This is a genomic window from Streptomyces sp. NPDC058955, assembly GCF_042741435.1.
GTDB lineage: Bacteria > Actinomycetota > Actinomycetes > Streptomycetales > Streptomycetaceae > Streptomyces.
On sequence record NZ_JBHYKM010000061.1, the window covers coordinates 10596 to 30894 of the forward strand.

Genomic DNA, 20299 nt, shown 5'->3' on the forward strand with positions numbered 1-20299 from the left:
GGGCCCCGGGGGCGCCGGGGTGGCGGCCGGGCGGGGGGGGGGGGGCGGGTCGCGCCGGTGGGTTCCCCCCCACCCCCCCCGGGGGGGCCCCCGACGGCGGGCGGCCCACCCGCTTCCTGATCTGGCTCGGGCGCAGACAGCTCGGCGGGCAGGTGCGGTCGCTGCTGTGGGGGCTGTTGCTCCAGCTGTCCATCACCGGACTGCCGATCGGCGTCGGCCTCGCCGTCCAGGCGGTCGTCGACGGCGACGGCGGCGGGCTCGCGCTCGGCTGCGGGGTGGTCGTGGCGCTCGGCGCCGGGATCGCCGTCGGCGACACGATGCTGCACCGCACCGCCGTCACCAACTGGATCACCGCCGCCGCGCGGGTCCAGCAGCTGCTCGCCCGCAGGACCGCCGAGCTCGGCTCGCTGCTGACCCGGCGGGTCGCCGCCGGAGAGGTCGTCGCCGTCTCCACGGGCGACGTCGAGAAGATCGGCTGGTTCGTGGAGGCGTTCTCCCGCTTCGCCGCCGCCGTCCTCACCCTGCTGGTCGTCTGTGTCGGTCTCGTCGTGTACGAGCCGGCGCTCGGCGGCGTCGTCGCCGTGGGCGTCCCGGCGCTCGCGCTGGCCGCGCTGCCGCTGCTGCCGCGGGCGACCCGGCGGGCCGACGAGCAGCGCGAGAAGGCCGGCAAGGCCACCGAACTCGCCTCCGACACGGTCGCCGGACTGCGCGTGCTGCGCGGCATCGGCGGCGAGGAGCTTTTCCTCGGCCGCTACCGGGCCGCCTCCCAGGAGGTCCGCCGGGCGGCCGTGCGCAGCGCCCGCATGTGGGCGCTGATCGCCGCCGTCCAGGTGTTCCTGCCGGGGCTGCTGCTCATCGCCGTGGTGGCGTACGGGACGGGCCTGGTGCTCGACGGCCGGATCTCGGTCGGCGCGCTGGTCACGGTCTACGGCGCGGTCGCGCTCACCCACCATCCGCTGCGGAACGTGGAGGAGATCGCCATGGCGTACGCCTTCTCCCGGCCGTCGGCCAGGCGCGCGGCCCGGGTGCTCGCGCTGAGCCGGGTGACCGGGCCGGCCGGGGACGCCCCGGACCGGAAGGCGTCGGGCGACCTGTACGACCCGCTGACGGGGCTCATCGCCCCCGCCGGGCTGCTGACCGCCGTGGTGTGCGGGGACCCGGACGCGGCGGGCCGGCTCGCGGACCGGCTCGGCGGGCACCCGGCCGAGCCGGACGACGACCACGTCTCGGTGCGGCTCGGCGGGGTGCCACTGGACGAGCTGTCCCTGGACGCGGCGCGGACGGCCGTGCTCGTCCAGGACAAGGAGCCGGTGCTGCTGTCGGGCACCCTCCACGAACTGCTCGACGTGCCGTCGTCCGGCGCGGTCCGCGCGGCGGACGCGCTCGCCGCCGCCCAGTGCGGGGACGTGCTCGACGCGCTCGCGCAGGCGTCGGTGGACGCCGACGGCGACCCGATGCGGACCCGGATCACCGAGCGGGGCCGCTCGCTCTCCGGCGGCCAGCGCCAGCGCCTCGCGCTCGCCCGGTCCCTGGTGACCGACCCGGAGGTGCTGGTCCTCGACGAGCCGACCTCGGCGGTCGACTCGCACACCGAGGCCCGGGTCGCGGCCGGCGTGCGCAAGCTGCGGGCGGGCGCGACGACCGTGGTGCTGGCCTCGTCGCCGCTGCTCCTGGACCTGGCGGACCGGGTGGTCCTGGTCCACGAGGGCCGGGCCGTCGCCCACGGCACCCACCGCGAGCTGCTGGCGGACGAGCCGCGCTACCGGGCGGTCGTCACCCGCGAGACGGACGACGAGCTCGCCGCGACGGCGGCGGGACACGAGGCCCTGGAAGGGGAGACCGCATGATCGGCATGGCGCCGCCCGCGCACGACCCGGCGGCCCCCACGACCGCCACCACCCTGCCCGTCGCCGCCGGCGCGACCGTCCGGGCCTACGTCGGCGGGCTGCTGCGCCGGCACCGCAGGGCGTTCGCGCTGCTCGTCGGCGTGAACACGGTCGCGGTGGTCGCGTCCATGGCGGGGCCGTACGTCCTCGGGCAGGTGGTGGACCGGCTCGCCGAGGGCGCCCGGGAGCTCCACCTGGGGCGCGCGGTCGCGGTGTTCGCCGTCGCGCTCGTGGTGCAGACGGTGTTCGTGCGGCTCGTCCGGCTGCGCGGGGCGATGCTCGGCGAGGAGATGCTCGCCGACCTGCGGGAGGACTTCCTGGTCCGCGCGGTCGGCCTGCCGCCGGGCGTGCTGGAGCGGGCCGGCACCGGCGACCTGCTGTCCCGGATCACCACCGACGTGGACCGGCTGGCCAACGCGATGCGGGAGGCCGTGCCGCAGCTCGTCATCGGCGTGGTGTGGGCCGGGCTGCTGATCGGCGGGCTCGCCTTCACGGCGCCGCCGCTCGCCCTGGCCGTGGTGATCGCCGCGCCGCTGCTGATCGCCGGCTGCCGCTGGTACTTCAGGCGGGCGCCCGCCGCGTACCGCTCCGAGGCCGCCGGGTACGCGGCGGTGGCGGCGGCGCTCGCCGAGACCGTCGACGCGGGCCGCACGGTGGAGGCGCACCGGCTCGGCGCGCGCCGGGTGGCGCTCTCGGACCGGCGGATCCACGAGTGGACGCGGTGGGAGCGGTACACGCTCTACCTGCGGGCGGTGCTCTTCCCGATCGTCAACCTGACGCACACGGCGGTGCTCGCCGGTGTCCTCGCCATCGGAGGGTTCTGCGTCCTCCGGGGCTGGATGGACGTCGGGCAGCTGACCACCGGCGCGCTGCTCGCGCAGATGCTGGTGGACCCGGTCGGGATCGTGCTGCGCTGGTACGACGAGCTCCAGGTGGCGCAGGTGTCGCTGGCCCGGCTGGTGGGCGTGCGGGACATCGAGCCGGAGCCCGGCGACGGGTCGGTGCGGCCCGACGGGCGGGCGGTCGAGGCGGCCGGCGTGCGCTTCGGCTACCGGGAGGGCGTGGACGTGCTGCACGACGTGTCGCTCGCGGTGGCGCCGGGCACGCGGCTCGCCCTGGTCGGCCCGTCCGGGGCGGGCAAGTCGACGCTGGGCCGGCTGCTCGCGGGCATCTACGGTCCGCGCGCCGGGGCGGTCACGCTCGGCGGGGCCGAGCTGGCCCGGATGCCGGCCGAGCGGGTCCGCGAGCACGTGGCGCTGGTCAACCAGGAGCACCACGTCTTCGTCGGCACCCTCCGTGACAACCTGCTGCTCGCCCGCCCGGAGGCCGGTGACCCGGAGCTGTGGTCGGCACTGGCGGCGGTGGACGCGGAGGGCTGGGCGGGCGGGCTCGACGCGGGCCTGGACACCGAGGTCGGCTCGGGCGGCCGGGCGCTGACCCCGGCGCAGGCCCAGCAGATCGCGCTGGCCCGGCTGGTCCTGGCCGATCCGCACACGCTGGTCCTGGACGAGGCGACCTCGCTGCTCGACCCGCGCGCGGCCCGTCATCTGGAGCGCTCGCTCGGCCGGGTCCTGGACGGCCGGACGGTGGTGGCGATCGCGCACCGGCTGCACACCGCCCATGACGCCGATCTGATCGCGGTGGTCGAGGACGGCCGGATCAGCGAGCTGGGCAGCCACCACGAGCTGGTCGCCGCCGACGGCGCGTACGCCGCGCTGTGGCGCTCCTGGCACGGCTAGGGAGTGTGCGAACGCACAGAGGGGCCGCACCGGAGTGTCCGGTGCGGCCCCTCGCGTACGGAGGACGGGGCTAGAAGAAGCCGAGGGCGGAGGCTCCGCCGACGCCGCCGAGCACCATGAAGGCCGGCATGAGGACCTTCAGCTCGACCCAGCTGCCGGCCCGGAAGCGCATGCCCTTGGGCGGGCCGATCGGGTACCAGCGCTTGCGGGCGATGGGGATCGGCCAGAGGATCGGGCAGCCGGACACGGTGAGCGCGTCGCCGATGTCGTGGACGAGGGCGCCGAGGACGATCGGCAGGCCCAGCCACAGGTACTCCTGGCCGGGGCCGGTGAAGAGCCAGTCCGAGCCGTTGCCCGGCTGGTCGAGGACGCCGGCGAGGATCCAGGCGCTGGTCGCGCCGAGCAGCCAGACCAGCACGTCGCTGGACATCCGGGCGGCCCGCCACAGCAGGCCCTCGACGGCGAGGACCAGGTGGACGAAGAGGATCGCGAGGACCGCCCAGCGGCCGCCGGTGACGGCCGCGGCCGAGCAGCCGCCGCCGATGAGGACGGCCCACAGCCAGGTGTGGGTGAGGGTGCGGTGGCCGCCGGAGCGGCGCGGGTCCTGGGGGCTGCGGGTCGCCTTGTAGACGGCGTACGAGAGCTTGTCGACGATCTCGCACAGGCCCCGCGAGACGGGGCCGAAGGCGCGCGAGATGGTGGCCGACTTGTGGTCCAGGTCGGGGGCGAGGGCGGCGCCCGCGCACAGCAGGGCGCCGGCGAGCAGCACCGGCCACGGCATCGGGTGGTCGAAGGCGGCCGCGGCGGCTCCCACGCCCAGCCAGGCCGCCGCTCCGGACAGCGAGTGCGCCGGTCCCATCATGGTCGGTGTCGCCCCGTTTCTCCCCTGCCGGCGCCGAGTTGACGACCGGTCGACGGAGCAGCCTATCGGGCGTGATCTTCACGTTCGACGGCCGGTTCCCTCATCCGGGCGGAATGCAGGCAAGATGGGGACGTGACCCTTATCGATCAGCTGCCGCCGACCGCCGACCCCGATGCCCTCTTCGAGGCCTTCTCCGCCTGGGCCGAGGAGCGCGGCATCTCGCTCTACCCGGCGCAGGAGGAGGCGCTGATCGAGGTGGTCTCGGGGGCGAACGTGATCCTGTCGACCCCGACGGGGTCCGGGAAGTCGCTGGTGGCGGCCGGAGCGCACTTCACGGCGCTCGCGAACGACCAGGTCACCTTCTACACGGCGCCGATCAAGGCCCTGGTGTCGGAGAAGTTCTTCGACCTGTGCAAGATCTTCGGCACCGAGAACGTCGGCATGCTGACGGGCGACGCGTCCGTGAACGCGGACGCGCCCGTCATCTGCTGTACGGCGGAGGTGCTGGCCTCGATCGCGCTGCGGGACGGCAAGGACGCCGACATCGGCCAGGTCGTCATGGACGAGTTCCACTTCTACGCGGAGCAGGACCGCGGCTGGGCCTGGCAGATCCCGCTGCTGGAGCTGCCGCAGGCGCAGTTCGTCCTGATGTCGGCGACGCTCGGCGACGTGTCGATGTTCGAGAAGGACCTGACCCGGCGCACGGGTCGGCCGACCTCGGTGGTCCGCTCGGCGACCCGGCCGGTGCCGCTGTCGTACGAGTACCGGCTGACGCCGATCACGGACACCCTGACCGAGCTGCTGGAGACCAAGCAGGCGCCGGTCTACATCGTGCACTTCACGCAGGCGCAGGCGGTCGAGCGGGCGCAGTCGCTGATGAGCATCAACATGTGCACGCGCGAGGAGAAGGACAAGATCGCCGAGCTGATCGGCAACTTCCGCTTCACCACCAAGTTCGGCCAGAACCTCTCGCGGTACGTCCGGCACGGCATCGGCGTGCACCACGCCGGCATGCTGCCGAAGTACCGGCGGCTCGTGGAGAAGCTGGCGCAGGCGGGTCTGCTGAAGGTGATCTGCGGGACGGACACCCTGGGCGTCGGCGTGAACGTGCCGATCCGCACGGTGCTGTTCACCGCCCTCACCAAGTACGACGGCAACCGGGTGCGCACCCTGCGGGCCCGGGAGTTCCACCAGATCGCGGGCCGGGCCGGCCGGGCCGGCTTCGACACCGCCGGCTTCGTGGTGGCGCAGGCCCCCGAGCACGTCATCGAGAACGAGAAGGCGCTGGCGAAGGCCGGCGACGACCCGAAGAAGCGCCGCAAGGTGGTCCGCAAGAAGGCCCCGGAGGGCTTCGTCGCCTGGAGCGACACCACCTTCGAGAAGCTGATCGCCGCCGAGCCGGAGCCGCTGACCTCCCGCTTCAAGGTCACCCACACCATGCTGCTGTCGGTGATCGCCCGCCCGGGCAACGCCTTCGAGGCGATGCGCAAGCTCCTGGAGGACAACCACGAGCCGCGCCGGAACCAGCTCAAGCACATCCGCCGGGCCATCGCGATCTACCGCTCGCTGCTCGACGGCGGCGTGGTGGAGCAGCTGGACACGCCGGACGCGGAGGGCCGCACGATCCGGCTGACGGTCGACCTCCAGCAGGACTTCGCGCTGAACCAGCCGCTGTCCACGTTCGCGCTGGCCGCCTTCGACCTGCTCGACCCCGAGTCCCCGTCGTACGCCCTCGACATGGTCTCCGTGGTCGAGTCGACGCTCGACGACCCGCGGCAGATCCTCGCGGCCATGCAGAACAAGGCGCGCGGCGAGGCCGTCGGCCAGATGAAGGCGGACGGCGTCGAGTACGAGGAGCGGATGGAGCGGCTCCAGGACATCTCGTACCCGAAGCCGCTGGAGGAGCTGCTCTGGCACGCGTACAACGTGTACCGGAAGTCGCACCCGTGGGTCGGCGACCACCCGGTGTCGCCGAAGTCCGTCATCCGTGACATGTACGAACGGGCCCTGACCTTCACCGAGTTCACCTCCTACTACGAGTTGGCCCGGACCGAGGGCATCGTGCTGCGCTACCTCGCGAGCGCGTACAAGGCGCTCGACCACACCATCCCGGACGACCTGAAGACGGAGGACCTGGAGGACCTGATCGCCTGGCTGGGCGAGCTGGTGCGCCAGGTGGACTCCTCGCTGCTCGACGAGTGGGAGCAGCTGGCCAATCCGGAGGTCCAGACGGCCGAGGAGGCCCAGGAGAAGGCCGACCAGGTCAAGCCGGTCACGGCGAACGCGCGCGCGTTCCGGGTCCTGGTGCGCAACGCGATGTTCCGGCGGGTGGAGCTGGCGGCGCTCGACAAGGTCGGCGAGCTGGGCGAGCTGGACGCCGAGTCCGGCTGGGACGCGGACGCGTGGGGCGAGGCGATGGACGCGTACTGGGACGAGTACGAGGACCTCGGCACCGGTCCCGACGCGCGCGGCCCGAAGCTGCTCGCCATCGAGGAGGACGCGGCGCACGGTCTGTGGCGCGTCCGGCAGACCTTCGCCGACCCGAACGGCGACCATGACTGGGGCATCAGCGCGGAGGTGGACCTGGCCGCCTCCGACGAGGAGGGCCGGGCGGTCGTCCGCGTGACGTCGGTCGGACAGCTGTAGAGGAGTTCAGTGGTGACGAATCCCGCCGAGAGGCTCGTGGACCTGCTCGACCTGGAGCAGATCGAGGTGAACATCTTCCGCGGCCGCAGCCCGCAGGAGTCGCTGCAGCGGGTCTTCGGCGGACAGGTCGCCGGGCAGGCCCTGGTGGCGGCCGGGCGGACCGTGGACGCGGACCGGCCGGTGCACTCGCTGCACGCCTACTTCCTGCGGCCGGGCCGCCCGGGCGTGCCGATCGTCTACCAGGTGGAGCGGGTCAGGGACGGCCGCTCGTTCACCACCCGGCGCGTCACGGCGATCCAGGAGGGGCGGACGATCTTCAATCTGACGGCCTCCTTCCACCTGCCGGAGGAGGCGGGCTTCGAGCACCAGCTGCCGCCCCGGCACCTGGTGGACCCGGAGAGCCTGCCGAGGCTCGCGGACGAGGTCCGCGACCACCTCGGAGGGCTGCCGGAGTCGATGGAGCGGATGGCCCGGCGCATGCCCTTCGACATCCGGTACGTCGACCGGCTGCGCTGGACGAAGGACGAGGTCAAGGACGCCGATCCGCGCAGCGCGGTGTGGATGCGGGCGGTCGGCCCGCTGGGGGACGACCCGCTCGTGCACACCTGCGCGGTGACGTACGCCTCCGACATGACGCTGCTCGACGCCGTGCGCATCCCGGTCGAGCCGCTCTGGGGTCCGCGGGGCTTCGACATGGCGTCGCTGGACCACGCGATGTGGTTCCACCGGCCGTTCCGCGCGGACGAGTGGTTCCTGTACGAGCAGGAGTCCCCGGTCGCGACCGGCGGCCGGGGACTGGCCCGGGGCCGGATCTACGACCGGGAGGGCCGGATGCTCGTGTCGGTGGTCCAGGAGGGCCTGTTCCGCCCGCTGGGCTGACCGGGACCGGTCACTCGTACTCGGTGCCGCCCTTGCGGGTGAGGTAGGCCGGGCTGACCGCCTTGGCGACGGCCCGGCCGCCGGTGACGGGGCTGTACCGCTCCACGGCCGGCCGGACGACCACGCCCTCCCGGAGGTGGGCGGAGCGGCCGGAGACGGTCTCGGCGCCGCTCGCGTGCGCCAGGACCGTGTCCAGGTCGTACGGGCCCTCGTACAGCCGCGGCACCAGCGGCGCCTCGCCCGGCTCCAGGACCTGGGCCGGGTCCAGCCAGCGGACGTGTCCGTCGATCTCGGCGGACACGTCGAACAGCGCGTAGCCGACGGCCTCGCGGCGGGCGTCGGCGCCGTACGCCAGGTCCTGGACACCGGAGCCGTACACCTCCCCGAAGAGGCCGACGCGGGTGGCGCCGAGCCGGGCGGCGAGCCGCTCGGCGACGGCGGGCAGCCCGTGCGCGTGGACGGCCCGCCAGTACAGGTTGCGCGGGTCCTCCTGGAGGGCGAGCCCCTTGGCGCCGAAGCCCTTGGACGAGACGTGGACGCGTCCGCCGTCGGCGACGTAGGTGAGGAGGCAGGCGGTGCCGTGGATCTTCTCGGTCAGGACGACCCGCTCGCCGGGCTCGAACACGTCGGGGTAGCGGTGCAGGTTCTCGATGTCCACCCAGGGCAGCAGGTCGGGCGCGGCCTCGACGTCGCCGCTCATGGTCGGCGGGATCGGCGGGACCCACTTGGTGATGCCGAGCAGCTCCGCGAAGTCCGTGCCGTCGGCGGCGGCCCGGTCGAGGTCGACCCCGGCGAGGGCGCCCGGCCGGCAGACGATCCCCTGCGACAGTTCCCCGCGCAGCCGCACCGCCTTCACCCGGTCCGACGCCTTCCCCGCCAGCCGCCCGGTCAGCCCCAGCTCGTCGACGAGCGCGGCGGGCAGCACGGCCTGCTCCGGGATGTACACGGCGGTGTCGCCGGTCCGGTAGGCGCCCTTGGCGACGACGGCCCGGTAGAGCCCGACCTGGGCCAGTTCGAGGGCGTCGGCGTTCGGGTGCGGGTGGACGGTGAGGACTTCGGCGGTGACGCGCAGGGTGGACATGGTTCAGGACTCCGGTCGCTGGGGTCTCGGTCTCATCGGGCCCCACCCTGGCGGGGGCGGAAATCCGTGGGCCACCGGTTTTGACGGCTGCTAGGGTCGCGCGCCGGCGCGCCCCGGCCGGGTCAGTCCAGACCGGGGAGGGTGTCCTGGTCCACCTCGTGGCGGCGGGTCCGGATGTCCGGGGCCGGCGGGTGGAGCTTGGCGTCGCAGGTGGGGCCGAGACCGGTGCGGCGGGAGTCGGCGCCGGTCAGGGGACGGCCGCAGAGCCGACAGCGGACCGGCCGCCGCGCCGCGCCGGAGGCGGAATCGATCGCGATTGCCAGCGGTTCTTCACTCATGTTGTCATCTCACCCTGATCTCGACGAGGAGCCCCCATGAGTCTGTACGACATCCCGCTGAAGAACCTGGCCGGCGAGCCGGTCTCCCTGGCCGACTACCGGGACAAGGCAGTGCTGGTCGTGAACGTGGCCTCCAAGTGCGGCCTCACCCCGCAGTACGAGGGCCTGGAGCGGCTGCAGAAGGCGTACGGCGAGCGCGGCCTGACCGTCGTCGGCGTGCCCTGCAACCAGTTCCTCGGGCAGGAGCCGGGGACGGCGGAGGAGATCCAGAGCTTCTGCTCGACGACGTACGGCGTCACCTTCCCGCTGCTGGAGAAGACCGAGGTCAACGGCGACGGCCGGCACCCGCTCTACACCGAGCTGACCCAGGTCGCCGACGCCGACGGCGAGGCCGGTGACGTGCAGTGGAACTTCGAGAAGTTCCTGATCTCCGCCGACGGGACCGTCACCCGCTTCCGTCCGCGCACCGAGCCGGAGGCCGCCGAGGTCGTCGCCGCCATCGAGGCGCTGCTCGGCTGAGCCCCGTGCGATCCGGTGCCGGGCGGCCGCCCGGCACCGGCCCTGGGGTACGATCATCGGGCTCTGCACACGGCGACCGGAGGAGGTGGGTTCGATCCGCACCACGCAGGCAGGACGCTCCCTCTCGGCGGCCGTGCGACCCACCCGGTCGTAGCGGACCGCGGGAGCCTCCGCACGGCTTCCCGGAAGGTCTCCATGTCGCTCCACCCCTCTGCATCCCTCCGCTCCACCACCGTCTCCCGACTCCGCGCCGCGGGCTGCGTGTTCGCCGAGGACGAGGCGGAACTCCTCTTCTCCGCGGCCCGTGACGCCGCCGAGCTCGACGTCCTCGTCGAGCGGCGCGCCGCCGGCCTCCCCCTGGAACACGTCGTCGGCTGGGCCGAGTTCGGCGGGCTGCGGATCGCCGTGGACCCCGGCGTCTTCGTGCCCCGGCGGCGCACCGAGTTCCTGATCGAGCGGGCCGTGGCGCTCGCCGCGCCCGGCGCGCTCTGCGTCGACCTGTGCTGCGGCTCCGGCGCGGCCGGCGCGGTGCTGCTCTCGGCGGTGCCCGACGCCCGCGTGTACGCCGCGGACATCGAGCCCGCCGCGGTGGAGTGCGCCCGCCGGAACATCGAGCCGCGCGGCGGCCGGGTCTTCGGCGGCGACCTCTTCGCGCCGCTGCCGGACGCGCTGCGCGGCCGGGTCGAGGTGCTGGTCGCGAACGTGCCGTACGTGCCGACCGAGGAGGTCGGGCTGCTGCCGCCGGAGGCGCGCGAGCACGAGCCGCTGGTCGCGCTCGACGGCGGCCCGGACGGCCTCGACGTGCTGCGCCGGGTGGCCGCCGAGGCCCCCGGGTGGCTGGCGCCGGGCGGGCACCTGCTCGTCGAGACGAGCGAGCGTCAGACCGGCGCGGCCGTGGCGGCGGTCACCGCGCACGGCCTCGACGCGCGGATCGTCTCCTGCGAGGAGCGGTACGCGACGGTGCTCGTCGCGACCCGGGCGGCGTAGCCCGCTCAGCGGCCGAAGGTGTCGATGGACTCGACCAGCCAGGTCCCGTCGCGGTGGACGAGGTCCACCGCGAACATCGCTCCCGCGTAGACGCCCTGGTCCTGGGCCTTCGGCCGCTGCTTCCCTGCGGTGGCGACGCTGCTCTGGTCGGCGTAGACCAGGACCCGGGCGCGGTCGCCGTCGATCCGCTCGACGGCGCTCTCGGTGACGGTCGTCGTGATCACCGACTTCTGCTCGGCGGCCTTCGCCAGCACCCCGGCGAAGAGCGTCCGGTGCTGCTCGACGGCCTTGCCGGTGAGGAAGGTCTTCCCGGCCCGGGTGAAGGCGTCCGGGTCGGTGTGGTCGTAGGAGAACAGCGCGGCCACGGCGACGGCCGTCCGCCCCTTGATCTCGCTGGTGCGGGCGAGGTCGGTGAGGGCCGCGTTCGCGCGCGCGGGATCGTCGCGCAGCGCACCGGCCCTGCTGTGGGCCCACCCCGCGAACCCGCCGAGCAGGAGCGTCAGGACGCACAGGACCACCAGCGGGACCCGCTGCCGGCGTGGTTCTCCTTCGCGAGCCCCGGGCTTTCCCGTTTCGGGCTTTCCCGTTTCGGGCTTTTGCTTTACGGGCTTTTGCTTTACGGGCTTTTCTTTTACGGGCTTCGCCGCCGGTCGCCGCGCGGGCCGTGGCGCGGGCTCGGTCAGGACGGCGACAGGGATGGTGGGGGCGGCCGGCTGCTCGGCGCGGGCGCGGCGGCGGCGCTGCCGGTTGAGGTGGTGGCGGGGCGTCGGCATGGTGCGGTGTCCTTTCGGGTGCTGGCGGCTCTCGCGGGCGGTCGGCGCGGCCCGGTCAGCCGCCCGCCGTGCCGCCCACGGGGGCCTGCCCCAGACCGCTGAGCTTCCACTGGCCGTCGGTGCGGGTGAGTTCGCCGAGCATGCGGCTGTCCTTGTCGGTGGACCTGGCGTCCGGCGTGGTGACGGTGACCCGCAGGGCGACCAGCAGCCGGGCCCGCCCCGAGCGGTCGTCGAGCTCGGTGACGGCGCCCGACAGCACGCGGGCCGTGGTCACCGTCTTCGCCGCCTTCACCTGGCCGGCGAACTCCTCCCGTCCGTCGACGAGTTGCTCGTGCAGCTCGCCGGTGGTCGAGGACTCCCAGAGGTCGAGTCCCTGGTCCACCCGCCGGTGGTCGAGCGTGTTCAGGTTCTGCACCGCCTGCTCCCCCGCCGCGAGCGCCCGGTCGCGCTCGGCGGCGTAGGCGGCGGAGCCGTCGTGGGCCGCGGCGTACCAGCCCTGGCCGGTCCAGGCCGCGAAGCCGCCCGCGACGAGGGTGAGCGCGAGGGCCACGGCCAGGGCCGGCCGGGCACCGGCCGGGGTGCGGACCGCGCGTGTCATGGGGTGCTCCCGTCTCCCGCCCAACGTCAGCGGGCCTTGATGTCGGTGATCCGCCACCGGTCGTCCTGGAACCGGGCGGTGACGGTGAGCTGGGCCGCCGCGGCGGTGGCGGCGCCCTTGTCCCGGCGCGACACCTGGTCGAGGAAGACGAGGAGGCGGGCGCTGTCGCCGTCGAGTTCGATCACGCCGGTGCGGACGGCCTGGGTGGCGAGGGTGATGCGCTGCTCGACCAGGCTCTCGCGGACCCGGGCGAAGAGGTCGGTGTACTGGCGGGCGGCGCGGCCGGCGAGGACGGTCCCGGCGGAGCGTTCGGCGGCGTCGGAACTGGTGGGCGTGTAGGAGAAGATCCGGGCCAGGCCCTCGCCGACGTCGCCGCCGACGCGGGTGGTGGCGGCGGTGTCGGTGAGCGCCTGGTTGCGCGCCGACGGGGTGGAACGCAGCTGGTGGGCGCCGAGGAAGAAGGCGCCGCCGGCGAGGAGGAGGGCGGTGACGGCGGCGGGGACGACGGCCCTGCGCCACCGGGGGGCGGTGGAGCGGCCGGTGTCGTCGCCGGCGGCCTCGATCGCGGTATCGGTCGCGGTAGCGGGCTCGGGCTCGGTGGTGGTCTCGGGCTCGGTCACTCGGTCTTCTCCGCTTCTGCCACGGGAACCGCGCTGAGCGCCGCCACCCTCCAGGTGTGCTCACCGGTGCGGTTCAGGATCGCCTCCAGGCGCTTGCGGTCGGTGGTCGGGGCGCCCGATCCCCGGGGGGTGACGTCCACGCGTACGGTCGCGATGAGCTTCGCCGTACCGGCCCGGGTGTCGAGGGCGGTGAGCGCGGCCTCGGTGACGGTGGCCCGGGCGGAGGCGCCCACCGTGGGCTCGGTGCGGCCCAGTTCGGTGGCGAGCGGGCCGGTTGCGGCGTCGCGCCAGGCGGCGATGCCGGCCTCGGCGCGCTCGCGGGTGGAGGCGTCGAGGGTGTTCAGGACGGTGAGGCGCTGCCGGCCTTCGGCGAGGGCGGTGTCGCGTTCGCGGCCGAAGGAGAGCTCCTGGTCGGTGCGGGCCTGGGTGTAACTCCAGGCTCCGGCGCCGCAGAAGCCGAGGGCGACGGCGAGGGCGCCGGCGGAGAGGACCCCGGCCCGCTTCACCGCTCGCTCCCGGTGCCGAGGCCGAGGAGTCCGGCCATGTCCGTCGGGCCGTCGGACTGGCCGGGGAGCGAGAGCGCGCCGGGCAGCGGCTGCGGTGTGCCGGGCCCCGTGCGGGCCTGCGGGAGCAGGGTGGCGGGGCGGGGCGGGACGGGTGCGGCGTCGCCCTTGGGGGCGTGCGCGGAGCCGCGTACGTTGATCCCGGACGCGGCGGAAGTCGTGCAGGCGGCGCCGGTGTTGAGGGCGGGCGCGGTGCCGAGGTCGAGGCCGTTGCGGTAGCGGGTGGCGCCGTAGCCGGAGGTGCAGGGCAGCGGCTTGAAGAAGGTGACGGCCATGCCGATGTTCAGGCGGCCGCCGTCGACGGCGGTGGCTCCGGCCGAGACGGCCGCGGGGTAGGTCACCAGCAGTTCCTCGATGCCGCGCTGGCGGGTGAGGGCGATCTCCGAGGTGGTGAGGAGGTTGGCGAGGACGACGCCGAGGCTGGGGTCGAGGTCGTCGAGGAGCCCGCTGACCTGGCCCGCCGCGTCGGGGGTGACGGTGAGGAGGCGGCGCAGGTCGGCGTCGGAGCCCTTGAGGGTGGCGGCGAGGGTGCGGGCGCCGGTGGCGAAGTCCCGGATGGCGCGGCTCTCGTCGGCCTGGGTGCGCAGGACGACCTCGCCGTCCCGGATGAGCCGGGTGGTGACCGGCAGGGACCGGTCGGCGGCCTGGACGAAGGCGCTGCCGCTGTCGAGGAGGACCTGGAGGTCGTCGCCGTGTCCCTCGAACGCCTTGCCGAGTTCGTCGACGACGGTGCGGAGGGAGTCCAGGGGGACGGAGCGGGCGAGGTCGTCCATGCTGGCGAGCACGTCGGTGACGGGGGCCGGCACCTGGGTGTCGGTCTCCTCGATGCGGGCGCCGTCGGCGAGGAAGGGGCCGCCGTCGCTCGCGGGGCGCAGGTCGATGTACTGCTCGCCGACGGCGGAGAGTCCGGCGACGACGGCCTGCGCGTCGGCGGGGATCCGGGGGGCCGACTTCTTGATGCGGAGTTCGGCGACGACGCCGTCGGCGGTGAGGTCGATGGCGCCGACGCGGCCCACGGAGACGCCCCGGTAGGTGACGTCGGAGTGCGGGAAGAGGCCGCCCGTGCGGGCGAGATGGACCCGGACGGTGTAGTGGTCGGCGATGCCGACGTAGCGGCCGAGGTCCGCGTAGCGGACGCCGACGAAGCCGAGGACGGTGACGGCGATGACGAGGAACGCGAGGTTCTTCAGCCGTACGGTGCGGGTGATCACCGGTGCTCGCCTCCGTCGTTCGGTGTGAGGGCCGGCAGGGGCAGCGGGGACTCCGTGCCCCGGTCGGCGCCCTGGCGCCGCGCGGCGGGCGCGTTCGGGTCCGTCGGGGTGGGCGTGGGGGTGGGCGGGGGGTCGGTCCTGGGGACGAGCGGCGGGATCACCTCGGTGCCGGGTTCGGCCGCGAGGTGCAGATAGGTGTTGAGGTAGTCGCCCTTGATGCCCTTCATCACCTCGTCGGTGAAGGGGTAGGTCAGCAGGACCTGGAGCGATTCGGGCAGGTCGGCGCCGGCGTCCGCGAGCGCGGTCAGGGTCGGGGCGAGGGCCTTGAGGTCGGCGACCATGTCCTTCCTGCTCGCCTCTACGGTGGAGACGGCGACGCCGGACAGGGTGTCGAGGGCGCGGAGCATGGTGATGAGGGAGCCGCGCTGTTTCTCCAGCGTCTTCAGGCCGGGTGAGAGGTCGGTGAGGACGGTGCCCACGTCCTTCTTGCGGCCGGCGAGGGTGGCGGAGAGGCGGTTGAGGCCGTCGAGGGCGCGGGTGATGTCGCCGCGGTGCGCGTCCAGGTCCGTGACGAGGGTGTCGACCCGCCGGAGCATGGAGCGGACCTGGGGTTCGCGTCCGCCGAGGGCCGCTTCGAGTTCGCGGGTGATGGTCTTGAGCTGGTTGACGCCGCCGCCGTTGAGGAGCAGGGAGAGGGCGCCGAACACCTCCTCGACCTCGGTGTCACGGCTGGTGCGGGCCAGCGGGATGACGCTGCCGTCGGTGAGCCGGGCGCCGGTGTCCCGGCGGGCGGCGGCCTGCCGGACGCCGCTCGCGGACGGGCCGGTCGGGGCGACCAGCTGGACGTACTTCTCGCCGAGGAGGCTGGACTGTTCGACGCGGGCGCCGGCGTCGGCGGGCAGCCGGACGTCGCCGTTGATCTCCAGGGTGACGCGGGCGGACCAGGTGCCGGGGTCCAGTTCGATGGCGCTGACGCGGCCGACGGCCACGTCGTCGACCTTCACCGCGGACTGCGGCACCAGGCTGAGGACGTCGGCGATCTCGGCGGTGACCGTGTAGGGGTGGTCGCCGAGGTCGGCGCCGCCGGGCAGCGGCAGGTCCTGGATGCCGTCGAAGCGTACGGACGGCGTGGGGAGCGCGCCGAGGGCGAGGGCCAGGCCGAGGCCGAGGGCGACCGCTCCGGCGGCTCCGGCGCCGGCGGCCCTGGCCGAAGGCAGGCGGGGGCGGATCACCGGTCCTCCTCTGCGGGGCTGGTGGGCGTGCCGCTGCTCGCGGAGGCCCCGGTCACGGGCAGCGGCAGCAGCGGTCCGCCCATGCTGATCTCGTTGAGGTTGGCGCGGCCGTGCAGGGTGCGGGTGTCCTTGTCGTAGGCGCCGACGAGGTTGCCGGCGGCGAGCGGGGCGACGTCGAGGGCCTCGACGAGGGAGGCGCGCTGGTCGACGAGGGTCTGCGTCAGGGGGACGAGCCGGTCGACGTTCTTCTTCAGTTCGCCGCGGTTGTCCTTGATGAAGGTCTTGACCTGGGCGAGGGCCTTGCCGAGTTCCTTGAGGGCGGCGGCGAGGTCGTCCTTGTTCTCGGCGAAGTAGCCGACGACCTCGTCGAGGCGTTCCTGCGCGGTGCGGACGTCGCCGTCCTTCTCCTTCAGCATGGTGGTGAAGGTCTGGAGGTTCCCGAGGGTGGCGAAGAGCTCGGCGCTGTTGCCGTCGAGGGTCTTGGCGGCCTTGCCGAACCGGTCGATGGAGCCGCCGATGGCGGCGCCGTTCCCCTTGAGGTTCCTGGCGCCGGTGTCGAGGAGCGCGGAGAGGGCGCCGGTGGAGTTCGCGCCGTCGGGGCCGAGCGCCCGGCCGAGGTCGGTGATGGAGGCGTAGAGCTGGTCGATCTCGACGGGGGTGCGGTTGCGCGCGGCGGGCAGCTCGGCGCCGTCGTCGAGGGCGGGGCCCGAGGTGTAGGCGGGGGTGAGCTGGACGTAGCGGTCGGCGACGATGCTGGGGGCGACGACGAGGGCGCGGGCGTCGGCGGGGACGCGGACGCCCTCGTCGAGGCGGAGCTCCACCCGTACGCGGGTGCCCTGGGGCTCCACGGACTCGACCTCGCCGACGCGGACGCCGAGGACGCGCAGGTCGGAGCCGGCGTAGATGCCGATCGCCCGGTCGAAGTAGGCGGTGACGCGGATCCCTTCGTCGTCGAGGGCGCGGACGGCGACGAGACCGCAGGCGGCGAGCACCGCGAGGGCGAGGCCGGCGACGAGGGGTCTTCTGGTCCTGTTCATCGTGCGCCGCTCCCCTTCGCCGTCGTCTTCTGCTTCGGCGGCACGCATCCGGTCGTGGGCGGGGTGCCCTCGGGCAGGTAGCCGCGGGGCACCACGCCGCAGAGGTAGCTGTCGAACCAGCGGCCGCTGCCGAGGGTGTTGCCGACGAGGCGGTAGTACGGGCCGACCAGGGCGAGCGTCTTGTCGAGCTGGCCGCTGTTCTTCTCCAGGACCGCGGTGACCCTGCCGAGGGCCTTCAGCGTCGGGCCGAGCCGGCGGTCGTTGTCGGCGACGAGGCCGCCGAGTTCGGTGCCGAGGGCCCGGCTGCCCTTGAGGAGGGCGCGGATGGCGTCGCGGCGCTTGCTCAGCTCGCCGAGGAGGGAGCCGCCGTCCTCCAGGAGGAGTTCGAAGCTGGACTTCTTCTCCTTGAGGGTCGCGGTGAACCTCTCGCTGTTCCGGAGGAGCCGGGCGAGTTCGGTGTCGCGCTTGGAGACGGTCCTCGACAGTGCGGAGAGGCCGTCGACGGCGCTGCGGACGTGCGGCGGCGAGTTCTCGAAGGTCTCGGAGATCGTCCGGAAGCTCTCCGCGAGCTTCTTCGTGTCGAGGTCGTCGATGGTGCCGCTGAGGTCCTGGAACGCCTGCGTCACGTCGTACGGGGAGGTGGTGCGCGACAGCGGGATGCGGGTCCCGGGGTCCTGGCTCGCGGTGCCCAGCGGGTCGAGGGCCAGGTACTTCTCGCCGAGCAGGGTCTTGATGGCGATGGCGGCGGTCGACCGGTCGCCGACCCAGGCGTCGCCGACCTCGAAGGTCACCTTCACCTTGGGGCCGTCGAGGCTGACGCCGGTGACCTCGCCGACCTTGACGCCGGCGATCCTGACCTCGTCGCCGGTGTCGAGGCCGGCGGCCTCGGAGAAGTCGGCGCTGTAGGCGGTGGCGCCGCCGCCCAGGGGCAGCCGTTCGACGTGGTACGCGAGGGTGGCCAGGAGGCCGAGGAGGAGCAGCCCGACGACGGCGACGGCGACGGGGTTGCGTTCCTTGACGGGTCTGATCCGGAAGGGCGTCCTCATCCGCGGCACCTCGGTTCGGTCACGGCGATGCCGGTCGGCGGCTTCGAGCCGTCGGAGGTCTTCACGCCGGTCACGCGCGCCTCGCAGAGGTAGAGGTTGAACCAGGATCCGTAGGAGGAGAGGCGGGCGAGGGCGGTCATCTTGTCGGGGGTCCGGGCGAGGAACCGTTCGAGGGCGGGGGTGTGGTCGGCGAGGGTGCCGGAGAGCCGGCCCAGTTCGGAGATGTCCTTCTTGAGGGGGGCGCGGGCGTCCTGGAAGAGGCCGGCGGTGGTGGTGGTGAGGTCGCCCATGGCCTGGACGGCCTCGCCGAGCGGTTTGCGGTCGGTGTCGAAGCCGGTGACGACCTTCTGGAGGGTGACGACGAGGTCCTCGAAGCCGGCCTCGCGGTCGTTGAAGGTGGTGAGGACGGTGTTGAGGTGGGTGACGACGTCGCCGATCACCTTGTCCTTGGCGGCCACCGTCCGGGTGAGGGAGCCGATGTGGCGCAGCAGGCTGTCGACGGTGCCGCTCTCGCCCTGGAGGACCTGGACGAGCGAGCCGGCGAGGTCGTTGACGTCGGCGGGCGACAGGCCCTCGAAGAGCGGCTTGAAGCCGTTGAAGAGCAGGGTGAGGTCGAGGGCGGGGGTGGTGCGGTCGAGCGGGATGGTCGCGCCGTCGTCGAGGGTGCCGGTCAGGTCGCCGCTGCCGCGGCCGAGGGAGACGTACCGCTGGCCGACCATGTTGAGGTACTTGACGGCGGCGGTGGCGGAGCGGGGCAGGGTGCGGTCCTCGCGGACCGTGAAGGTGACCTGGGCGGTGCGGCGCTCCACGACGCGGACGTCGGTGACCTCGCCGACCTTCACGCCGGCGATGCGTACCGAGTCGCCGGCGACGAGTCCGGTGACGTCGGTGAACAGGGCCTTGTAGGAGCGGGTGGCGGAGCCGACGCCGGTGTCGGCGATGCTGAGGCCGAGGACGGTGGTGGCGACCGCCGTGACCAGGACGAAGGCGAGGGACTTGAGGACGGTGCCGGTGAGCGGCCGTCGCTTCATCGGAGGGTCACCTCCGCTCCCCGGAAGGCGGGTCCCGCGAGCAGGCTGCTCCAGTCCGGCAGCTCCCCGGCCGGCCGCTGTGCGGCGGGGGCGAGGAGTTCGGTGACGAGGTCGTTCTCCTGCGGGGAGTTGGCGGGCCCGAGGTCCTGGTCGGCCGCGGCGGAGGCGCGGGCGGCGGGGGCGGCCGGGACGCCGAGGTAGGGCACCGGGTGGCAGCGGGGGCCGCCGCCGGAGCCGTACCGGGGGGTGTCGCGGCCGGGGAGGTAGGCGCCGCGCGAGGGCACGGTGGTGACGTCCACGTGCAGTCCGGGCCGGTCGGTGCCCTTGCCGAGCGCCTTGTCCATGGCGGGCACGAACTGGGCGAGGGTGCGCAGGGTGCAGGGGAAGGACGAGGAGTACTCCGCGAGCAGCTCCAGGGTGGGCCGGCTCTTCGCGCTGAGCCGGATGATCGTGTCCTTGTTCTTCCGCAGGAAGGCGGTCAGGTCCTGGGCGGTGCGGGTGGTGGCGCCGAGGGTGCCGGCGAGCGCCGCCTCCTGCTCGGCGAGGGTGCCGCTGGTGGTGGTGAAGTCGGTGAGCGCGGTGAGGATGTCCGGGGCGGCGTCCGCGTAGAGGTGGCTGACCTTCACGAGCTGTTTCAGATCCCGGGTGAGGGCGGGCAGTTGGGGGTTGAACCGCTTGAGGTGGCTGTCGAGGCGGGCGAGCGTGTCGCCGAGCTTCTCGCCGCGTCCTTCGAGGGCCTGGGAGACGGCGGACAGGGTGGCGGACAGCTTCTGCGGCTGGACGGCGGTGAGCAGGGGCAGGACGTCGTCGAGGACCTGCTGGAGCTCGACGGCGTTGCCGGAGCGGTCCTCGGGGATGACGGCGCCGGGGGCGAGCGGTTCCGGGGAGGGGTTCGCGGGCGGTACGAGGGCGATGAACCGCTCGCCGAAGAGCGTCGTGGGGAGCATCTGGGCGCGGACGTCGGAGGGGACGTGGCCGAGGGCTCCGGGGCGCAGGGCGAGGGTGAGCCGGGCGCCGTCGCCGGTGGCGTCGATGGCGCGGACCTCGCCGACGACGACGCCGCGCAGTTTCACCTCGGCGCCGAGGTGCATCTCGTTGCCGACGCTGCCGGTCTCGATCGTGACGGGGTCGGAGTCGGTGAACCTCTTCTCGTAGACGGCGACCGCCAGCCAGGCGAGCAGCGCGGGGACCAGCAGGAAGACGACGCCGGCGGACCGGCGGCGCAGGGTCTGTCCTCGTGGAGCGTTCATC

At 73.8% G+C, this 20299-nt stretch carries 19 protein-coding genes; 6 read left to right on the plus strand and 13 right to left on the minus strand.

The genetic code is table 11. From position 1 onward, the window contains the following. Positions 1-116: 116 nt before the first annotated feature. Positions 117-1847 carry an ABC transporter transmembrane domain-containing protein gene (locus tag ACFW1I_RS22560; protein ID WP_384672814.1) on the plus strand — a complete coding sequence of 577 codons (1731 nt, stop codon included), beginning with the start codon at positions 117-119 and terminating at the stop codon, positions 1845-1847. Next, positions 1844-3625 (plus strand): ABC transporter ATP-binding protein, encoded by a 1782-nt coding sequence (locus ACFW1I_RS22565; protein ID WP_384672740.1) that lies wholly within the window; start codon positions 1844-1846, stop codon positions 3623-3625. The genes ACFW1I_RS22560 and ACFW1I_RS22565 overlap by 4 nt, the downstream gene beginning before the upstream one ends. Before the next feature lie 70 nt (positions 3626-3695). Here the strand turns inward: ACFW1I_RS22565 and ACFW1I_RS22570 are convergent, their stop codons facing one another. Beyond that, positions 3696-4487, minus strand: coding sequence for a metal-dependent hydrolase (locus ACFW1I_RS22570; RefSeq protein WP_384672742.1), 792 nt, complete (start codon positions 4485-4487; stop codon positions 3696-3698). Between the two features lie 132 nt (positions 4488-4619). On the opposite strand from ACFW1I_RS22570, the gene ACFW1I_RS22575 reads away from it, so the two are divergent. Further along, positions 4620-7133 (plus strand): DEAD/DEAH box helicase, encoded by a 2514-nt coding sequence (locus ACFW1I_RS22575; protein ID WP_384672745.1) that lies wholly within the window; start codon positions 4620-4622, stop codon positions 7131-7133. Between the two features lie 12 nt (positions 7134-7145). Then, positions 7146-8012, plus strand: coding sequence for an acyl-CoA thioesterase (locus ACFW1I_RS22580; protein WP_384672747.1), 867 nt, complete (start codon positions 7146-7148; stop codon positions 8010-8012). Positions 8013-8022: 10 nt separating this feature from the next. Here the strand turns inward: ACFW1I_RS22580 and ACFW1I_RS22585 are convergent, their stop codons facing one another. Continuing rightward, a complete protein-coding gene (locus tag ACFW1I_RS22585) occupies positions 8023-9093 on the minus strand; it encodes an RNA ligase (ATP) (protein ID WP_384672749.1) in 1071 nt (356 codons plus the stop codon). A 122-nt stretch (positions 9094-9215) separates the two neighbouring features. After that, positions 9216-9431, minus strand: coding sequence for a DUF6011 domain-containing protein (locus tag ACFW1I_RS22590; RefSeq protein ID WP_384672751.1), 216 nt, complete (start codon positions 9429-9431; stop codon positions 9216-9218). Between the two features lie 36 nt (positions 9432-9467). On the opposite strand from ACFW1I_RS22590, the gene ACFW1I_RS22595 reads away from it, so the two are divergent. Together ACFW1I_RS22595 and ACFW1I_RS22600 are read left to right on the plus strand one after the other, a co-directional pair. Continuing rightward, complete coding sequence (locus tag ACFW1I_RS22595; protein WP_384672754.1) at positions 9468-9950, plus strand: glutathione peroxidase; 483 nt, start codon at positions 9468-9470, stop codon at positions 9948-9950. 195 nt (positions 9951-10145) lie between these two features. Beyond that, entirely contained in the window at positions 10146-10937 is a 792-nt protein-coding gene (locus ACFW1I_RS22600; protein WP_384672756.1) for a putative protein N(5)-glutamine methyltransferase, read from the plus strand. Between the two features lie 5 nt (positions 10938-10942). Here ACFW1I_RS22600 and ACFW1I_RS22605 read toward each other — a convergent pair whose 3' ends face one another. From ACFW1I_RS22605 to ACFW1I_RS22650, 10 genes are read right to left on the minus strand one after another with little or no spacing between them, the layout of a single operon-like run. Beyond that, positions 10943-11710, minus strand: coding sequence for a hypothetical protein (locus tag ACFW1I_RS22605; protein ID WP_384672758.1), 768 nt, complete (start codon positions 11708-11710; stop codon positions 10943-10945). 55 nt (positions 11711-11765) lie between these two features. Beyond that, on the minus strand, positions 11766-12308 hold the full coding sequence (locus ACFW1I_RS22610) for a nuclear transport factor 2 family protein (RefSeq protein WP_384672761.1): 543 nt from the start codon (positions 12306-12308) through the stop codon (positions 11766-11768). 26 nt (positions 12309-12334) lie between these two features. Beyond that, a complete protein-coding gene (locus ACFW1I_RS22615) occupies positions 12335-12982 on the minus strand; it encodes a hypothetical protein (RefSeq protein ID WP_384672816.1) in 648 nt (215 codons plus the stop codon). Continuing rightward, positions 12925-13434: a hypothetical protein gene (locus tag ACFW1I_RS22620; RefSeq protein WP_384672764.1), complete on the minus strand. Its 510-nt coding sequence runs from the start codon at positions 13432-13434 to the stop codon at positions 12925-12927. The genes ACFW1I_RS22615 and ACFW1I_RS22620 overlap by 58 nt, the downstream gene beginning before the upstream one ends. After that, on the minus strand, positions 13431-14702 hold the full coding sequence (locus ACFW1I_RS22625; protein WP_384672767.1) for an MCE family protein: 1272 nt from the start codon (positions 14700-14702) through the stop codon (positions 13431-13433). The genes ACFW1I_RS22620 and ACFW1I_RS22625 overlap by 4 nt, the downstream gene beginning before the upstream one ends. Continuing rightward, positions 14699-15934, minus strand: a complete 1236-nt coding sequence (locus tag ACFW1I_RS22630; RefSeq protein ID WP_384672768.1) for an MCE family protein — start codon at positions 15932-15934, stop codon at positions 14699-14701. The genes ACFW1I_RS22625 and ACFW1I_RS22630 overlap by 4 nt, the downstream gene beginning before the upstream one ends. Then, positions 15931-16971: an MCE family protein gene (locus ACFW1I_RS22635; protein ID WP_384672770.1), complete on the minus strand. Its 1041-nt coding sequence runs from the start codon at positions 16969-16971 to the stop codon at positions 15931-15933. The genes ACFW1I_RS22630 and ACFW1I_RS22635 overlap by 4 nt, the downstream gene beginning before the upstream one ends. Further along, the gene (locus ACFW1I_RS22640) at positions 16968-18017 is read right to left on the minus strand and encodes an MCE family protein (protein ID WP_384672772.1); all 1050 of its coding nucleotides are present in this window, start codon (positions 18015-18017) and stop codon (positions 16968-16970) included. The genes ACFW1I_RS22635 and ACFW1I_RS22640 overlap by 4 nt, the downstream gene beginning before the upstream one ends. After that, positions 18014-19048 (minus strand): MCE family protein, encoded by a 1035-nt coding sequence (locus ACFW1I_RS22645; protein WP_384672773.1) that lies wholly within the window; start codon positions 19046-19048, stop codon positions 18014-18016. The genes ACFW1I_RS22640 and ACFW1I_RS22645 overlap by 4 nt, the downstream gene beginning before the upstream one ends. After that, positions 19045-20298 (minus strand): MCE family protein, encoded by a 1254-nt coding sequence (locus tag ACFW1I_RS22650; RefSeq protein ID WP_384672776.1) that lies wholly within the window; start codon positions 20296-20298, stop codon positions 19045-19047. Before ACFW1I_RS22650 ends, ACFW1I_RS22645 begins: the two co-directional genes overlap by 4 nt. Position 20299 lies beyond the last annotated feature (1 nt).

Bases quoted from the DNA above. Each gene is read 5' to 3' on its own strand.
- ACFW1I_RS22595 (WP_384672754.1), top strand. From the start codon at position 9,468: ATGAGTCTGTACGACATCCCGCTGAAGAACCTGGCCGGCGAGCCGGTC.
- ACFW1I_RS22640 (WP_384672772.1), bottom strand. From the start codon at position 18,017: ATGAGGACGCCCTTCCGGATCAGACCCGTCAAGGAACGCAACCCCGTC.
- ACFW1I_RS22635 (WP_384672770.1), bottom strand. From the start codon at position 16,971: ATGAACAGGACCAGAAGACCCCTCGTCGCCGGCCTCGCCCTCGCGGTG.
- ACFW1I_RS22585 (WP_384672749.1), bottom strand. From the start codon at position 9,093: ATGTCCACCCTGCGCGTCACCGCCGAAGTCCTCACCGTCCACCCGCAC.
- ACFW1I_RS22570 (WP_384672742.1), bottom strand. From the start codon at position 4,487: ATGATGGGACCGGCGCACTCGCTGTCCGGAGCGGCGGCCTGGCTGGGC.
- ACFW1I_RS22605 (WP_384672758.1), bottom strand. From the start codon at position 11,710: ATGCCGACGCCCCGCCACCACCTCAACCGGCAGCGCCGCCGCCGCGCC.
- ACFW1I_RS22565 (WP_384672740.1), top strand. From the start codon at position 1,844: ATGATCGGCATGGCGCCGCCCGCGCACGACCCGGCGGCCCCCACGACC.
- ACFW1I_RS22590 (WP_384672751.1), bottom strand. From the start codon at position 9,431: ATGAGTGAAGAACCGCTGGCAATCGCGATCGATTCCGCCTCCGGCGCG.
- ACFW1I_RS22610 (WP_384672761.1), bottom strand. From the start codon at position 12,308: ATGACACGCGCGGTCCGCACCCCGGCCGGTGCCCGGCCGGCCCTGGCC.
- ACFW1I_RS22645 (WP_384672773.1), bottom strand. From the start codon at position 19,048: ATGAAGCGACGGCCGCTCACCGGCACCGTCCTCAAGTCCCTCGCCTTC.
- ACFW1I_RS22650 (WP_384672776.1), bottom strand. From the start codon at position 20,298: ATGAACGCTCCACGAGGACAGACCCTGCGCCGCCGGTCCGCCGGCGTC.
- ACFW1I_RS22600 (WP_384672756.1), top strand. From the start codon at position 10,146: ATGTCGCTCCACCCCTCTGCATCCCTCCGCTCCACCACCGTCTCCCGA.